At 46.4% G+C, this 16,631-nt stretch carries 13 protein-coding genes; 11 read left to right on the top strand and 2 right to left on the bottom strand.

What is annotated here, in order from left to right; all coding sequences use genetic code 11:
• Positions 1 to 24: 24 nt before the first annotated feature.
• From FD47_RS07315 to whiA, 9 genes are all read left to right on the top strand, one after another.
• Positions 25 to 1,041: an NAD(P)H-dependent glycerol-3-phosphate dehydrogenase gene (locus tag FD47_RS07315; protein ID WP_054734379.1), complete on the top strand. Its 1,017-nt coding sequence runs from the start codon at positions 25 to 27 to the stop codon at positions 1,039 to 1,041.
• 104 nt (positions 1,042 to 1,145) lie between these two features.
• Positions 1,146 to 2,048 (top strand): UTP--glucose-1-phosphate uridylyltransferase GalU, encoded by a 903-nt coding sequence (galU, locus tag FD47_RS07310; RefSeq protein ID WP_054734376.1) that lies wholly within the window; start codon positions 1,146 to 1,148, stop codon positions 2,046 to 2,048.
• A 75-nt stretch (positions 2,049 to 2,123) separates the two neighbouring features.
• The gene (gene trxB, locus FD47_RS07305) at positions 2,124 to 3,074 is read left to right on the top strand and encodes a thioredoxin-disulfide reductase (RefSeq protein ID WP_054734372.1); all 951 of its coding nucleotides are present in this window, start codon (positions 2,124 to 2,126) and stop codon (positions 3,072 to 3,074) included.
• Between the two features lie 120 nt (positions 3,075 to 3,194).
• Positions 3,195 to 3,842 carry a YfbR-like 5'-deoxynucleotidase gene (locus FD47_RS07300; protein WP_008210846.1) on the top strand — a complete coding sequence of 216 codons (648 nt, stop codon included), beginning with the start codon at positions 3,195 to 3,197 and terminating at the stop codon, positions 3,840 to 3,842.
• Between the two features lie 159 nt (positions 3,843 to 4,001).
• On the top strand, positions 4,002 to 6,005 hold the full coding sequence (gene uvrB / locus FD47_RS07295) for an excinuclease ABC subunit UvrB (RefSeq protein WP_054734370.1): 2,004 nt from the start codon (positions 4,002 to 4,004) through the stop codon (positions 6,003 to 6,005).
• Between the two features lie 13 nt (positions 6,006 to 6,018).
• Complete coding sequence (uvrA, locus tag FD47_RS07290) at positions 6,019 to 8,898, top strand: excinuclease ABC subunit UvrA (protein WP_056980375.1); 2,880 nt, start codon at positions 6,019 to 6,021, stop codon at positions 8,896 to 8,898.
• A 189-nt stretch (positions 8,899 to 9,087) separates the two neighbouring features.
• Positions 9,088 to 9,975, top strand: a complete 888-nt coding sequence (gene rapZ, locus FD47_RS07285) for an RNase adapter RapZ (protein WP_054734366.1) — start codon at positions 9,088 to 9,090, stop codon at positions 9,973 to 9,975.
• A complete protein-coding gene (locus FD47_RS07280) occupies positions 9,975 to 10,976 on the top strand; it encodes a gluconeogenesis factor YvcK family protein (protein ID WP_008210841.1) in 1,002 nt (333 codons plus the stop codon). The genes rapZ and FD47_RS07280 overlap by 1 nt, the downstream gene beginning before the upstream one ends.
• A gap of 11 nt (positions 10,977 to 10,987) precedes the next feature.
• Entirely contained in the window at positions 10,988 to 11,926 is a 939-nt protein-coding gene (gene whiA, locus FD47_RS07275; RefSeq protein ID WP_054734363.1) for a DNA-binding protein WhiA, read from the top strand.
• Between the two features lie 127 nt (positions 11,927 to 12,053).
• Here whiA and FD47_RS07270 read toward each other — a convergent pair whose 3' ends face one another.
• Positions 12,054 to 13,139, bottom strand: a complete 1,086-nt coding sequence (locus tag FD47_RS07270) for a zinc-dependent alcohol dehydrogenase family protein (protein WP_056980373.1) — start codon at positions 13,137 to 13,139, stop codon at positions 12,054 to 12,056.
• 227 nt (positions 13,140 to 13,366) lie between these two features.
• A complete protein-coding gene (locus FD47_RS07265) occupies positions 13,367 to 14,011 on the bottom strand; it encodes an ATP-dependent Clp protease proteolytic subunit (RefSeq protein ID WP_082620221.1) in 645 nt (214 codons plus the stop codon).
• Positions 14,012 to 14,204: 193 nt separating this feature from the next.
• Here FD47_RS07265 and FD47_RS07260 point away from each other — a divergent pair, with 193 nt between their 5' ends.
• Entirely contained in the window at positions 14,205 to 15,116 is a 912-nt protein-coding gene (locus tag FD47_RS07260) for a VOC family protein (protein WP_054734358.1), read from the top strand.
• A 275-nt stretch (positions 15,117 to 15,391) separates the two neighbouring features.
• A complete protein-coding gene (locus FD47_RS07255) occupies positions 15,392 to 16,567 on the top strand; it encodes an MFS transporter (RefSeq protein WP_054734355.1) in 1,176 nt (391 codons plus the stop codon).
• Positions 16,568 to 16,631 lie beyond the last annotated feature (64 nt).

Below are 16,631 nucleotides of genomic sequence, written 5' to 3'. Positions count from 1 at the left end.
CCGACTCACTAAAGGAGAATAATAATGACTAAAGAAATTGCAGTTCTAGGTGCTGGATCGTGGGGAAGCGTTTTAGCAAGTGTTCTTGATGAAAATGGTTCCCACGTTAGGTTATGGTCGTATAACGAAAAACAGGTGGCCCAGTTTAATGAGACCCATACCAATCCCAAGTATATTAAAAACTACACATTCTCTGAATCAATTTCCGCCTACCATGATTTGGCAGCGGCAATTGACGGGGTTGACTACATATTGTTTGTCGTCCCAACTCAGGTAACCAGGTCTGTCGCCCGCCAAGTGGCCGCGATCTTGAAGGACCGCAACCACTCGGTTAATATTATTCATGCATCGAAGGGAATTGAGGAGAAAACCTATTTACGACTTTCGCAAGTCCTATCTGAAGAAATTGATCCCGAAAATCGGCAGTCGATCTCCGTATTGTCCGGCCCCAGTCAGGCCGAAGACGTGGTCACCCACGACATTACATTGGTGACCGTTGCCAGCGATAATCAGCGGGCAGCCAGTGAAATTCAGGATCTGTTTATGAACAATTATTTCCGGGTTTATACCAGTGACGACGTGATCGGCGTTGAGTTTGGCGCCGCGTTGAAAAATATTATTGCATTAGGCGCCGGCGCCCTGTATGGTTTAGGGTATAAAGATAACGCCAAGGCAGCACTGATGACCCGGGGATTAGCCGAAATTTCTCGGCTGGGAACGTCGTTTGGGGCGAACCCACTGACATTTATTGGCCTTTCCGGCGTCGGTGACATTATTGTAACAGCTACCAGTACGAATTCACGAAACTGGCGGGCCGGCAATGAACTTGGCCGTGGGGAATCGCTTGAGGCAGTCATTAAAAATATGGGAATGGTTATTGAAGGGGTTGCAACCACCCGCGCTGCTTATGAACTATCTAAGAAACGCGGGGTTGAGATGCCAATTACCAGTGCGATCTACCACGTCCTCTACGATGGGGCCGACATTAAGGAAACCATCAATCAGTTAATGACGCGTGAAGGTCGTTCGGAAATTGGCTAGAAATGAGATCCTAGTTGGGCATGGTTTCTATATCTAATCCTATTTAATAATCAAAAGGTAGTCGGTCTGACCGACTTGCGTTTGAGAAAGATGAGGCATTGAATATGCAAAAAAAAGTAACCAAAGCTGTGATTCCCGCTGCGGGACTTGGCACTCGTTTTCTACCTGAGACCAAAGCGTTACCTAAGGAAATGCTGCCAATTGTTGATACCCCAACGATTCAATTTATTGTTGAAGAAGCCAAAAAATCAGGCATCAAAGACATTGTGATTGTGATCGGCAAGGGTAAACGTTCGATCGAAGACCATTTTGACGCCAATCCCGAGCTTGAACAAAATCTTGAAGAACGGCACAAGACGGACATGTTGGAGACGATTCGCAAGACCAATGATATGAACATTTATTTCATTCGTCAGTCGCATCCCCGCGGCCTTGGGGATGCCATCTATACTGCTCGCAGCTTCATCAGCAACGAACCATTCGTGGTGATGTTGGGTGATGATGTTATGCAGGACAAGGTGCCGTTAACCAAGCAGCTCATGGATAGTTACCAGCAGACTGGTGCTTCAACGCTGGCGGTAAAGAAGGTTGCCCACCGCGACATTTCCAAGTATGGGGTGATTGATCCGTCAGAAGAGGTTCGACCCGGGTTGTTTAACGTTAAGAAATTTGTTGAAAAGCCATCGCCAGAGAAGGCCCCGAGTGACCTGGCAATTATTGGGCGCTACTTGTTGACACCCGAGATTTTTGGCATTCTGGAAGATGCGAAGCCCGACGCCAGTGGGGAAATTCAGTTAACGTCGGCAATTGACACGCTCAACCGAACTCAGCGGGTGTTTGCCCATGAATTTAAAGGGGCGCGTTACGATACCGGTAATAAATTGAGCTGGTTAAAAACCAACATTATCTTTGGTCTTCAGCATCCTGAAATTTCAACCGGGTTGCGCGCTTATCTGAAAGATTTGGGCAAGCAGTTGACCGATGAAGATGCGAAAAAGAAAAAATAAGATGAAATACTAGACTAGCTTACTTTTTAATAGTATATTGACAGTTGTAGATTTTTATTTCAGAGGAGGGTCCATATGGCTAAAAAATACGATGTCGTTGTGATTGGTGCCGGCCCCGGTGGAATGACCGCGGCGCTTTATGCTTCACGGGCAAATCTGTCGGTTGCGATGGTTGACCGCGGCATTTATGGTGGTCAAATGAATAACACGGCCGCAATTGAAAACTATCCCGGCTTTAAATCAATCATGGGTCCTGATCTGTCCCAACAGATGTATGACAGTTCGGTTAACTTTGGCGCCGAGTACGTTTATGGTTCCGTTGAATCGATTGAAGATAAGGGAACCATTAAGGTGGTTAAAACCGATAGTGACGAACTAGAAGCTAAGGTTGTGATCATTGCAACCGGATCCGAATATAAGAAGCTGGGAATTTCTGGTGAGCAGGAATACGGTGGTAAGGGTGTTTCCTACTGCGCCGTATGTGATGGGGCATTCTTCAGAAACAAGGACGTGGTTGTCGTTGGTGGCGGTGACTCCGCAATCGAAGAGGCCTCGTACCTTGCCGGAATTGTTAATCACGTTACAGTTATTCATCGCCGTGATCAATTACGGGCGCAAAAAGTGTTGCAGGACCGGGCATTTGCAAACGACAAAATTGATTTTGTTTGGAACACGAACGTGACCGACGTTATTGGTGATGATACCAAGGTTACCGGCGTTAAGGTCGTTAATAATCAAACGAACGAAACTTCAGAAATTGCAACGTCAGGCGTCTTTATTTACGTCGGGTTATTGCCAATGACTGAGCCGTTTGCTGGATTGAACATCACTAACGACGATGGCTGGATTGAAACCAATGATAAGATGGAAACCGCCGTTGCGGGGATTTATGCCATTGGCGATGTTCGTGAGAAGAATTTACGCCAGATCACGACTGCTGTTGGTGAGGGTGGCATTGCTGGTCAGCAAGCGTTTAAGTACGTGGAAGCTCACAGTGAAGCTGATAAGTCCGAAGTTTCCAGATAATCATCAGTTGATAGTTGAATTTCATTTACAATGCGATACGATAAATATAACGAAAGAAGGTCGGGAATTGATTCTCGGCCTTCTTTGGTATCGAAATCAAAGTGGACGGGGGAAACGACGATGGGAATGCATCAATATTTGGAAAGCTTAGACGAGTTGGAATTGATTAACCGGGCACCCGGATATTTCAAATTTGAGCAGCACTCAGTGGCCGCTCATTCCTTTAAAGTGACCGAAATTGCTCAGTTCTTAGGTGACGTTGAAGAAAATGCTGGCGAATCGATTAACTGGCGGCTGCTATATGAAAAAGCGCTGAATCACGATTATACTGAGCGGTTCATCGGCGATATCAAGACACCGGTTAAGTATGCGACGCCAGTGTTGCGATCCATGCTGGCCGATGTCGATGACAAGTTGACCGAGAATTTTGTCCAAAACGAAATTCCAACAGAATTTCAAGATGCCTATCGCCGGCGATTATCGGAGGGCAAGGATGACACCCTCGAAGGCCGCATTTTGGCGGTTGCCGATAAGGTGGATTTGCTTTACGAATCGTTCGGTGAGATCCAAAAAGGAAATCCAGAAGAGGTGTATCCTGAAATGTATAAGGAAAGCCTGTCAACCATGCTGGAATACCGGGATATGCACTGCGTTCAATATGTTGTTACTAAAGTGATTCCGGAAATGTTGGCTGAAAATTTTACAACGCAGGAAAAATTACGAAAATTGACACGGCGGGTTTTGAAAAATCAAAGTCCCGATAAATAATCGTTTGCGAAAGTATGTTCGTATGGTAAAATGGCTAGTGGATAGATTTGTTAGCGTTAGTGAAGCCAAAGATTGTCACAAAGGGTCGGGAATTGCCATCATGATCCCTGCCTTTTTTAGTCTTTGGATGCTTCGATTTTCAGTCAGGGGGAATTTTGATTGATCGAACGAGAAAATGATCATAAATTTGATCTGGTATCTAAATACAAGCCAACTGGCGACCAACCAGCGGCCATCAAGAAACTAGTTTCTGGCATCGATGAGGGCAAAAAGGCCCAGATCCTGTTGGGCGCGACTGGGACTGGGAAGACCTTTACAATCTCTAACGTGATCGCGCAGGTCAATAAACCGACTTTGGTGTTGTCCCACAATAAGACGCTGGCTGGGCAATTATACGGTGAGTTTAAGGAATTTTTCCCACATAACGCTGTGGAGTACTTTGTAAGTTACTATGATTATTATCAACCAGAAGCGTACGTGCCTTCGAGTGATACTTACATTGAGAAGGATTCTTCCATTAATGATGAAATCGATCAACTCCGACATTCAGCCACGAGTTCGTTGTTGGAACGCAATGACGTGATTGTGGTGGCGTCTGTTTCATCAATCTTTGGTTTGGGGGATCCCAGCGAGTACCGCAATCACGTTGTGTCACTTCGAGTCGGTCAAAATATTGAACGTGATCATCTGTTAAGGCAGTTGGTAGATATTCAATATGATCGAAACGACATTGATTTTCAACGGGGCCGATTCCGGGTTCATGGCGACGTTGTTGAAATTTTTCCGGCTTCCTGGGATGAACATGCTTTTCGGGTGGAGTTTTTTGGCGACGAAATTGACCGAATTCGGGAAGTTGATACCCTGACTGGTGAAGTGATTGGTGACCGGGAGCATATTGCCATTTTTCCGGCAACTCACTTTTTGACCAGTGATGATGTGATGAAACTGGCACTTCCAGAAATCAAACAGGAGATGGACGATCAGGTTGCCAAGTTTGAAAAAGAAGGCAAACTGCTTGAGGCGCAACGGCTTAAACAACGGACGACGTATGATATTGAAATGATGCGGGAAATGGGTTATACCAGCGGAATTGAAAATTATTCACGGTTTATGGACCGGCGAAAGCCCGGCCAGCCGCCGTTTACGCTACTGGACTTTTTCCCAGACGATTACCTGACCGTCGTTGATGAATCTCACCAAACCATGCCACAAATTCGCGGGATGTACAATGGTGATCGGGCTCGGAAACAGCAGCTGGTTGACTACGGTTTCCGGCTGCCAAGTGCGCTTGATAATCGGCCGCTCACATTACCCGAATTTGAAAAGCGGGTTCATCAAGTGGTGTATATGTCTGCTACGCCCGGTCCCTATGAAATGGATCAGACCAAGGACGTTGTCCAACAAATCATTCGGCCAACGGGCTTACTAGATCCAACGGTTGACGTTCGGCCAATTATGGGCCAGATGGATGACCTGGTTGGTGAAATCAACAAGCGGGTTGATAAGCATGAACGGGTATTTGTGACGACGCTGACAAAAAAGATGGCCGAGGATTTAACCGACTACCTGAAGGATTTGGGAATCAAGGTCAAGTACCTGCATTCAGACATTAAAACCCTTGAGCGAACCCAGATTATTCGGGATCTTCGTCTGGGTAAATTTGACGTGCTGGTCGGCATTAACCTATTGCGTGAAGGGATTGACGTGCCCGAAGTGTCCCTGGTCGCAATTTTGGATGCTGATAAGGAAGGCTTTCTGCGTAATGAGCGATCGCTGATCCAAACCATCGGCCGGGCTTCTCGAAATGAACACGGGGCCGTTATTATGTACGCTGATACGGTTACTGATTCGATGAAGGCCGCGATGGATGAGACTGCTCGCCGACGGGCCATTCAAATTAAGTACAATCAGGAACACGGCATTACGCCGAAAACCATTATTAAGCCGATTCGCGACGCAATCTCGATTACGAAATCAACTGACGATAGTGGTGAAAAGGATGATTTTGTTGAAAGCGATTTTGAACAAATGAGTACGAAGGATCAAAAGTCAATGTTGAGCAAGTTAACCGATGAAATGCGGGAAGCAGCCAAGAAGCTTGATTTTGAGCAAGCCGCAACTCTGCGTGATACAATCATGGAATTAAAGGCGCAGATTAGTTAAAGGAGATTTGAGTTTGGCAAATGATAAAATAATAATCCGCGGCGCGCGCGCACACAATTTGCAAAACGTGAACGTGACGATTCCTAAAAATAAACTGGTCGTAATGACGGGCCTGTCTGGTTCCGGCAAAAGTTCGTTGGCATTTGACACGCTATACGCGGAAGGGCAACGCCGGTACGTTGAAAGCCTGTCGTCGTACGCCCGTCAATTTTTGGGCCAGATGGATAAACCGGATGTTGATTCGATCGAAGGGTTAAGTCCGGCCATTTCCATTGACCAAAAGACGACTTCTAAGAACCCGCGGTCCACAGTTGGAACGGTCACGGAAATTAATGATTATTTCCGGTTACTTTGGGCACGAGTTGGCGTTCCCATCTGTCCAAATGACGGAACGGTGATCACCAGTCAATCGGTTGACCAAATGATTTCTCAAATTATGAAATTGCCTGAACGAACAAAGCTGCAAATTTTCTCCCCGATTGTCCGGGGCCGTAAAGGGCAGCACAAAAAGGTGTTCGAGAAAATCAAGCGCGAAGGCTTCGTTCGGGTTCAGGTTGATGGCGAGACGCATGATGTGGACGACCCAATTGATTTAGATAAGAATAAAAAACATGATATTAATATCGTGATTGACCGAATCGTCGTTAAAGACGGGATTAATAACCGGCTGTCTGATTCCTTGGAAGCGGCCCTACGGTTAAGCGGCGGTTATGCGACGGCCGATTTTTTGGGGGAACGGCCCCAAATGGTTTTTTCAGAACACTACGCTTGCCCAATTTGTGGGTTTACGGTCGGTGAACTCGAACCCCGGCTCTTTTCGTTTAACTCGCCAATCGGCGCTTGTCCTGATTGTGACGGGTTGGGAATGAAGCTCGAAGTTGATCCTGACTTGGTGGTTCCAGATAAATCAAAGACGTTGAATGAGGGAGCCTTAGCCCCTTGGAGCCCAACTGGGTCAAAGTGGTACCCCAACATGCTGGCTCAGGCCTGCAAAGCTCAGGGCGTTGACATGGATGTTCCGTTTGAGAAACTTCCTAAGAAGGACCGCGACTTCGTGTTGTACGGTTCGAAAACGAAGAACTTCCATTTTAAGTTGGAAAGTGACTTCGGTGGCGTTCGGGATGTTAATGGACCGTTTGAAGGGGTCATCAATAACGTTGATCGCCGGTATCATAATACCAGCAGTGACTTTACTCGGAATAACCTGAGCAGCTATATGACCGAATTGGTTTGTCAAACCTGTCATGGTTACCGGTTGAATCGCAAGGCTCTGGCTGTCAAAGTCGGTAATGAAGACATTGCCAAGGTGTCTGCTTTGGATATCTCAGCGGAATTACATTTCTTTGAAAACCTGACTTTCGGTGACCAGGATACAATGATTGCCAAACCAATTATTAAGGAAATTACGGACCGGTTAACTTTTCTACGCAACGTTGGGTTGGATTATCTGACCCTGTCACGATCTGCACGGACGCTTTCTGGTGGCGAGGCGCAACGTATCCGGTTGGCGACTCAGATTGGGTCGAATTTGTCTGGGGTCCTCTACATTCTTGATGAGCCTTCAATTGGGCTTCATCAACGTGATAATGACCGGTTGATTGCTTCGCTGAAGAAAATGCGCGATTTGGGAAATACCTTAATTGTGGTTGAACACGATGAAGACACGATGCGGGCTGCAGACTACATTGTGGATATTGGTCCAGGCGCCGGGCGTGATGGGGGTAAAGTGATGGCTGTGGGAACCCCGGATCAAATTGCCCAGGCACCAAATTCGATTACTGGCCAGTATCTAGCTGGTAAGCGATTTATTCCAGTTCCGGAGAAACGGCGTCAGGGTAACGGCAAAAAGGTCCGGGTGACCGGGGCTGCTGAAAATAACCTTAAAAATATTACGGTTGATTTTCCACTGGGAGAATTTATCGTGGTGACTGGCGTTTCCGGTTCTGGAAAGTCGACGCTGGTTAATGATATTTTAAAGAAGGCGTTGGCTCAGAAGCTAAACCACAACTCTGAACGTCCTGGTAAATATAAGTCAATTTCCGGTTATAAAAATATTGAAAAGATTGTAAACATTGATCAGACGCCAATTGGCAGAACCCCTCGCAGTAACCCAGCGACCTATACCGGCGTGTTTGATGACATCCGCGGCTTATTTGCCAATACGAACGATGCAAAGTTACGAGGCTTCAAGAAGGGCCGCTTCAGTTTCAATGTTAAGGGCGGGCGTTGTGAAACCTGTCATGGTGACGGGATTTTGAAGATTGAAATGAACTTTTTGCCCGATGTATACGTGCCATGCGAAGTTTGTCACGGCAAACGGTACAATGCTGAAACCCTTGAAGTTGAGTATAAAGGTAAGAATATTGCTGACGTTCTTGATATGACCGTTGAGGAAGCTCTGGATTTCTTCAGTGCCATTCCAAAGATCACCAGGAAATTGCAGACCATTAAGGACGTTGGCTTGGGGTATGTGTCCCTCGGCCAGCCTGCCACAACGCTCTCCGGTGGCGAAGCCCAACGAATGAAGTTGGCCTCCGAGCTTTATAAGAAAGCAAATGGCAAAAACTTCTACATTTTAGATGAACCGACGACTGGCCTTCACAGCGAGGATATTCGGAAGTTACTGGGCGTCTTACAGCAATTAGTCGATCAGGGAAACACGGTGCTGATTATTGAACATAATCTGGATGTCGTAAAGAATGCCGATCATCTGATTGACCTTGGCCCTGAAGGCGGTGATGGCGGCGGTAGGATTGTCGCAACCGGAACGCCCGAAGAGGTTGCCGAAGCTAAGCAAAGTTATACCGGCCAGTATTTAAAGCCAGTTTTGATACGCGATAAAAAGTTGACCGAACAGGCTAAAAAGCGGTCTGTCAGCCAAACATCCAAGTAATCACTATTTGCATAAATCGGATGTGGGCCATTAGGCGATGAGCTGTTGGCCCATTTTTGTTATTCCTGGCTGTGGATTCAATGAGGGCTGTTAACCCGCAATTATTTTGAAAACCGTTATTTAGGTTAAAATGATACGCCCGGTATGTTATACTCTAATGAGTTTGTTAAATGAAAGGAAATTACAACCATGGCTGTAAACAATCAATTTGTGATTATCACCGGAATGAGTGGCGCTGGCAAAACCGTTGCCATGCAGAGTTTTGAAGATTTAGGGTACTTTTGCGTGGATAATATGCCGCCAACACTGCTCCCCCGCTTCAAGGAACTAATTCGCATGGAACGGGACATTAATAAAATTGCGCTGGTCATCGATTTGCGTTCACAAGTCTTCTATGACGAGATTATCGGGATGTTTGATGATTTGCGTCGAGATGATGATGTTGACATTATCTTTCTTGATTCATCCGATACCAAATTGGTTTCGCGTTATAAAGAGACGCGGCGAGCACATCCGCTTGCCAGAAATGGGCGGGTGATCGATGGCATCCATAAGGAACGCGATCTGCTGGCCAACGTTAAGAAGGCGGCTGATTTAGTGGTTGATACCACCAATATGTCACCTCGGCGCCTTCGTGAGGAAGTTTTTCATAACTTCGAGTCGATGGATACGACCAATACATTCCATGTGGAAGTCATGTCATTTGGGTTCAAATATGGGTTGCCATTGGACGCGGATATTGTCATGGATGTCCGTTTCCTGCCTAATCCATACTATGATCCCAAGATGCGCTTTAAGACTGGCTTGGACCAATCTGTGAAGGATTACGTGATGCATTCTGAAGGTGCTGAAGAATTTTATACAAAGTTACGTGACATGCTCAATTTTACCTTGCCGGGTTATGAAAAAGAGGGCAAGGCAAGTTTGACGATTGCCATTGGGTGTACCGGGGGTCAGCATCGTTCGGTCGCCATTGCCCAAAGGCTAGGAAATGATTTAAAAGCAAAGTATTCTCAGTATCCGGTTAATATTACGCATCGCGACATTGATCGGCATAGGGGAAAGGGTGAAAACTAATGATTGACGCGCTACACACCCACCGGCCGAAAATTGTCGTGATTGGTGGAGGAACTGGGCTTCCAGTTATTTTAAAAAATTTAAAAAATCGCCACGTCGATATTACCGCCATCGTCACGGTGGCCGATGACGGTGGTTCATCTGGTATTTTACGCAATTACATTAACGTGGTGCCGCCTGGAGATATTCGAAACGTCATGGTAGCCCTTTCGGATTTACCCCAGTTGGAGCTCGATCTCTTCCAGTATCGGTTTAAGAGCAGCGATCAATTTTTTGCGGGGCACGCGATTGGTAATTTAATTATTGCGGCGCTTTCTGAAAAACGCGGCGGGATTTTCGATGCGGTTCAAATTTTGAGTCGGATGATGAAGGTTGACGGCCATATTTTTCCAGCCGCTAATGAGCCGCTCGAACTCAACGCTGAGTTTAGCGACGGGACCCATATGAGTGGTGAATCGGAAATTACGGCGGCCAACAAGTTAATTAAGCGGGTATGGGTGGAAACCAACGACGATTCCCACAAACCGGAAGCCGTTGACGAAGTGGTTAACGCCATCATGGATGCGGACCAGATTGTGTTGGGGCCCGGAAGCTTATTTACCAGTATCCTGCCCAATTTGATGATCGAAAACGTCGGTGACGCCCTCAAACGGACAACTGCCGACATCGTGTATATTTGTAATATTATGACCCAGAAGGGCGAAACCGAAAACTTTACCGAGGCGGATCATGTCCGAGTGCTAAACCAGCATCTTGGCATGAACTTTATCAACACGGTTCTGGTAAATATGAAGGAAGTTCCTTCAGAATACATTGATTATAAAAAATGGAACGAAGTATCCCAGCCGGTTAAGCATGATTTTGCCGGTCTCAGAAGAATGGGTTGTCGCGTGATCTCCGCAGACTTTTTGCAGTTAAAGGATCGCGGGGCGTTTCATAACGGCCAGGAAGTTGCTGATGAATTGCTGAATTTAATCGGTCGCTCAACCGACGACGAATAGGGGGCAGATACATGTCATATGCAAGCGAGGTCAAAAAAGAATTAACGGCATTGACCGTCCATCGAGACAATGCAAAAGCCGAGTTGATGGCTTTAATTCGAATTAATGGCTCGTTATCACTATCTCACCATCATTTTGTCCTGAATGTCTCTTCGGAAAATCCTGCAATTGCCAGAAGAATGTATCAATTGCTGTCTAAATTTTACGGAATCACCGGCGAACTGAGTGTTCGGCGGAAAATGAAGTTAAAGAAGAATAATTTATACATCTTGCGCGTTGAGGATAAAGCCACCGAAGTTTTGGATGATCTGAAAATATTTGATGGGATCCAGATTGTTGAGCGGGTCCCGCAAAAGCTGCTTAAAAACGACGCGCAGATTCGATCATATTTACGCGGTGCTTTCTTGGCCAGCGGATCGGTTAATAATCCAGAGACGTCCCGTTATCACTTGGAAATTTATTCACTGTATGAAAGTCACAATGATATGATTGCTGAGATGATGAACAAGTACCATTTGAAGGCGCGGACGACTAAGCGGCGCAGTGGGTACATTACGTATCTCAAGGAGGCTGAAAAGATTGCCGATTTTCTTCAGCTAATTGGCGCTACCAGTTCGATGCTGAAATTTGAGGACATTCGAATTGTCCGGGACATGCGCAATTCAGTTAATCGACTGGTCAACTGCGAAAATGCAAATTTAAATAAAGTTGCGAACGCTGCCAGTAAACAAATTGAAAATATCAAACTGATCGATGACGTGATCGGCCTAAATAAGTTGGAACCCAAACTTGCTCAGGTTGCTCGTGCCCGGTTGCAGCACCCCGAAGTTAGTCTCAAGGAGTTGGGAGAACTGGTCGAGGGCGGCCCGATTTCCAAGTCGGGAATCAACCATCGATTGCGAAAGATTAATGAATATGCCAGCAAGCTTGGGGAAGGCGAAATTGCTTAAGTGATGCTGAATCATATATGGAAAAAAGGTGAGACAACCGGATAGATTGTCTCACCTTTTATATACCTGACGATTATGTTGTCAAACGTGTGGTCCAAATCAGTTTCCTGTCATTGCTTTTTGAAAATTAGCCCTCACTGACCCGGAGGACGCAAGCACCCTTGATGTCCCCATGAGAAACGTATTCTAACGCCTTTTGCGCATCGGCAAGCGGATATTCATGGATTTCTGGATGGATATCCAAGCGATCCGCAAGCCGCAAAAATTCTTCGCCGTCTCGACGGGTATTGCTTTCAACGCTGGTGAGGTTTTTCTCGTGGAAAATGTGATCAGTATACGAAAGTGCGGGAATATCGGTGGAATGAATGCCGGCCATTGCTAACGTGCCACCCGGCTTCAAGGCCTCCAACGCCTTAGGGACGATATCTCCCACTGGGGCGTAAATGATCGCTGAATCCAGTTTAACCGGCGGCAAATCATACGCGCCATTGGCAGAGGCTGCCCCAAGCTGTAACGCAAATTTACGGGCATCTTCACCACGCGTGAGGACGTGGACTTCAATTCCTTGGTCCATGGCCAATTGAGCGGTCAGGTGGGCAGAGCCACCGAAGCCGTATAGACCGAGGCTACCACCGGCCGGAACGTTTGCCCGTTCAAACGCCCGATAGCCAATGATCCCGGCACATAACAGGGGAGCGGCGGTCAGGGAGTCGAATCTTTCAGGAATTCGGTAGGCAAATCCTTCAGGAACGGTGACGTATTCCGCGTAACCGCCGTCGTGATCCCATCCAGTATACAGTGAGTTGGGGCAGAGATTTTCTTTACCTGCCCGACAGTATTCACAAACGCCGCAGGTCCAGCGTAACCATGGAATTCCGATTCGGTCACCGAGTTTAAATCGACTCGTGGCTGGGCCGTTTTTAACGACCTTGCCAACAATCTCGTGGCCGGGTGTGACGTGGTCCTGATGAACGGGGAGGTCGCCTTCAGCAACGTGTAGATCAGTGTGACAGACACCGCAGGCAATCACTCGGACCAACACCTCGCCTCGTTGCGGAACCGGTACCGGTTTAGTCGTGAACTTTAACGGAGATTGCGCCCCATCAATTGGCCCCGGTTTAACAACTTCCCAAGCCTTCATTTTGGTGGGGATTGTTTCTGGAATTGAGGATTGATGGCTGGTTGCCATTGTCGTTGTACTTTGTGATTTCATGATAACTACCTCGATTATGTTAAATTAAAATCGTTGTAAATATGCTTATCAATCATGTTAATTTCTTAACATTCATCCTTATTTTAGTCTGTCCAGAACCGATTGGCAATCATGTAAGTTCACTGCTAAGATAACGGCCACTTAATTAGATACAAAAAGACTGAAGCAGACGATCTCGTTTGCTTCAGTCGGGTGATTAATCGCCTTTGTGACGGTTAATGGTTAGATTATTTCTTTTGGGAACTGTTGTTCATGATGCCATCCAACAAGCCATAATCAACGGCTTCCTGAGCGGTCAAGTAATTATCACGTTCAGTATCCTTGTTGATTTTTTCGATTGGCTGGCCGGAATTCTTAGCTAAGAGCTCATTAATCATCTTACGAGCCTTCAGAATTTCTTCAGCGGCAATCTCAATTTCGGTTTGTTGACCTTGAGCACCACCAGAAGGTTGGTGAATCAGGACCTGGGCGTGTGGCAAAGCAAAACGCTTGCCCTTGGCACCTGACGATGCAAGAACGGAAGCCATTGAAGCAGCCATTCCCATAACGATTGTCTGAACGTCTGCCTTAACAAAGTTCATCGTATCGAAAATCGCCATCCCAGACGTGATCACACCACCTGGTGAGTTGATGTAAAGGTAAATATCTTTTTCGGAATCTTGGGCATCCAAGAAAAGTAATTGGGCAATGATCGCATTAGCCATGTCGTCTTCGATTGGGCCTGATAACATGATAATTCGGTCTTTTAGCAAACGTGAGTAAATGTCATACGCCCGTTCGCCATTAGCTGATTGCTCAATAACGGTTGGCACTAAATTCATTGAGTATGCCTCCTTATTGGTTTTATGAAAGATGGCTCTCGCCAAGTTCATGAATACAGTTTAGTTGATTGGTCAAAAAAGGTCAAATGGTTTGCTCAAATTAGTGACAGTTTGTTTGGAACAATTATGAGTGACGGAATTGCTGGCTGCGATGGCGATTGGGAAGGAAAACGTCGCATTTTTTAGAAAGCGCATACAATCATGATACAATGCAGATAGTATATAGAGCCGGAGGGATGAAAAAATGAGAACTCACCATATTTCGTTATTAACTCGAGATGCAAAGCAGAATATCCATTTCTACACCAAAATATTAGGAATGCGGTTGGTCAAAAATACCGTTAATCAGGAGAATATCAGAATTCGGCACTTATTTTATGGCGACTATTTAGGCACGCCGGGGACGGTGGTGACCTTTTTCGTATTGCCGCTACTGGGACGCCGAACGGATGGAAAGCACTTCTTCAATAACATCAAGCTCGCAATTCCTCAGGGCAGTGCTGACTTTTGGAATAGTCGGATGAGCGAAAATGGGTTCCCTGTAACCGAAATGGAAAATGGGATTCAATTTGCTGATCCTGACAACATTGAAGTTAAAATGATTGAAACGCCTGATAAATTGACGGATTGGCGAGTGGTTCCGAATAATGGCATTCCACCAGAATTTCAAATTAGCGGTTTTTTAGGAACCGAAATGCACGTCCCGGATCCGGATGCGACGGCGAGTTTCTTTCACGACTGGTTGGGCATCCCAATTCAGGATAATCAAGTGGCGCTGGATGGCCCGCAATCTATCGAGCTGTTTAAGAGTGATCATCCCGACGAACGAACCCGATTTGGTCGGGGGAGCATCGATCATATTGCCCTTCAGGTTCCCAGCGAAAAGGTGCTGTTCGAGTTCTGGGATAAGGCTGAGGCAATGCATCTGAATCGGGAAGAGTATGCCGACCGCGGATGGTTCAAGAGCATTTATGTCCGTGATCCTGGCGATAACCGGATCGAATTAGCCACTATGGCGCCTGGATTCTCACTAGAGGAGCCGATTCTGACAATGGGATCGCAATTGTCATTACCGCCTAAATTTATGGATCAACGTCAATCAATCCTCGACTTCTACGCTAAGGAAGGCGTTGATTTTCACGACGTAGACGATTAGATTATCATTCAAAATGTCATTTAACAGCTTTACGATCGGGATAATTGTTCCGATCTTTTTTGGTATCTTGATCGCCGAAATTTTTATAAACCTGGGCTCTACCGATCGTTTGTAACTCGAGGGGCCCCATTCAAGTGAACCGCACCGCCATTAATCGAAACTTCTTTTGGTTTTCGTATTGTACGGCTGAGACGCCCATGCTAATATTTTGAGTGTTCGAATTATTGAGACAAGTGTCCAGCTGTTTTGTTTTCGGAACAGGTAAGGGGGGGTATATGAAAACATTTAAGGTTCAAAGCTTCATTTTGATTTCCATTGGCTTCATATTAGGGATGAGCGAGTTTATCATCGTCGGGATAATTAACGACCTTGCAAGTTCATTTCACGTGGGGATCTCAGCAATTGGGTTTCTGGTCACGTTATTTGCCATTGTCTATGCAATTACGACACCGGTTTTGTCGATGCTGGTTGGAAAGCACCGATTGAGTCGGGTGATGTTGGGACTACTAATTGTCTTTATCACTTCTAACGTGTTAACAGCAGTTGCCACCAGTTACTTTCTTCTGGCAGTTTCCCGAATTTTAAATGCCGTGGTCGCTGGGATCATGGTGTCGATCGCCATTACCTTTGCTGCGGTGATTGCGCCACCGCAAAAGCGGGCCTGGCTGATTTCCTGGGTTTTCTCTGGTTATAGCATCGCCTCAGTCTTTGGGGTCCCAATTGGCACCTGGATTAGTGATCAAGTTGGCTGGCGGGTCGCGTTTTGGCTGATAGTCGCAATCTCAGTTGTGATTGCGTTCATGTTTATGCTCTCATTACCAAGCGATCTGACTCAGGGGGCAACAACCGGGTTGCTGGATCAACTCCAGCTGTTCAAGGATAAGCGGATTTTGTTGGGGATTTTACTGCCAGTGCTAAATTTGGGCGGGGTTTACGTTGTGTATACATACTTGCGGCCAATTGTGACCGGTGGTTTACACTTTCCCAACGCGTTCGTGACGCCGTTTCTCTTTATCTTTGGGTTGGCCTCGCTGTTCAGTAACCAGTTCAGTGGGCGCCTTGCCAATGGTAATGGGCTGAAATCTATGGAACGCGTTTTTATCATTCAGGCAATTACGTTGATCGCATTGAGCTTTGTATTTGCAATGCCGTGGCTCGGGTTGGTCTGCCTATTTTGCCTTGGAATGACCATGTACCTGCTCAACTCGCCGATGCAGATGTTTTATTTGGCGGTCGCAGAACAGGACTATCCCCAATCGATGGTTCTCGCATCCTCGTTGATTTCGATCTTCAATAACGTTGGGATTGCGGTTGGTTCCGCGGCCGGTGGGGGGATTGTGACCCACTTTGGCTTAAACTGGTTGGGATTAGGCGGTGGCATATTCACAGTCGTCGCGCTCATGACGCTGCTGCTGTTGAATCGGGTTCGCCGGCAAATGGGAACCGAATAATGTCAAAACAAAAGCGCCATTTTGAAAGGTGGAAATGAGCTATACCCCCAAAGTTAAAGTAAAA

The sequence above is a fragment of the Lentilactobacillus parafarraginis DSM 18390 = JCM 14109 genome, assembly GCF_001435895.1.
GTDB lineage: Bacteria > Bacillota > Bacilli > Lactobacillales > Lactobacillaceae > Lentilactobacillus > Lentilactobacillus parafarraginis.
The sequence above is the reverse complement of the archived record's forward strand: the minus strand, read 5'-3'. Positions and strand labels throughout refer to the sequence as shown.

Bases quoted from the DNA above. Each gene is read 5' to 3' on its own strand.
- FD47_RS07315 (WP_054734379.1), top strand. From the start codon at position 25: ATGACTAAAGAAATTGCAGTTCTAGGTGCTGGATCGTGGGGAAGCGTT.
- whiA (WP_054734363.1), top strand. From the start codon at position 10,988: ATGTCATATGCAAGCGAGGTCAAAAAAGAATTAACGGCATTGACCGTC.
- FD47_RS07270 (WP_056980373.1), bottom strand. From the start codon at position 13,139: ATGAAATCACAAAGTACAACGACAATGGCAACCAGCCATCAATCCTCA.
- FD47_RS07260 (WP_054734358.1), top strand. From the start codon at position 14,205: ATGAGAACTCACCATATTTCGTTATTAACTCGAGATGCAAAGCAGAAT.
- trxB (WP_054734372.1), top strand. From the start codon at position 2,124: ATGGCTAAAAAATACGATGTCGTTGTGATTGGTGCCGGCCCCGGTGGA.
- FD47_RS07265 (WP_082620221.1), bottom strand. From the start codon at position 14,011: ATGAACTTGGCGAGAGCCATCTTTCATAAAACCAATAAGGAGGCATAC.
- galU (WP_054734376.1), top strand. From the start codon at position 1,146: ATGCAAAAAAAAGTAACCAAAGCTGTGATTCCCGCTGCGGGACTTGGC.
- FD47_RS07300 (WP_008210846.1), top strand. From the start codon at position 3,195: ATGGGAATGCATCAATATTTGGAAAGCTTAGACGAGTTGGAATTGATT.
- FD47_RS07255 (WP_054734355.1), top strand. From the start codon at position 15,392: ATGAAAACATTTAAGGTTCAAAGCTTCATTTTGATTTCCATTGGCTTC.
- rapZ (WP_054734366.1), top strand. From the start codon at position 9,088: ATGGCTGTAAACAATCAATTTGTGATTATCACCGGAATGAGTGGCGCT.
- FD47_RS07280 (WP_008210841.1), top strand. From the start codon at position 9,975: ATGATTGACGCGCTACACACCCACCGGCCGAAAATTGTCGTGATTGGT.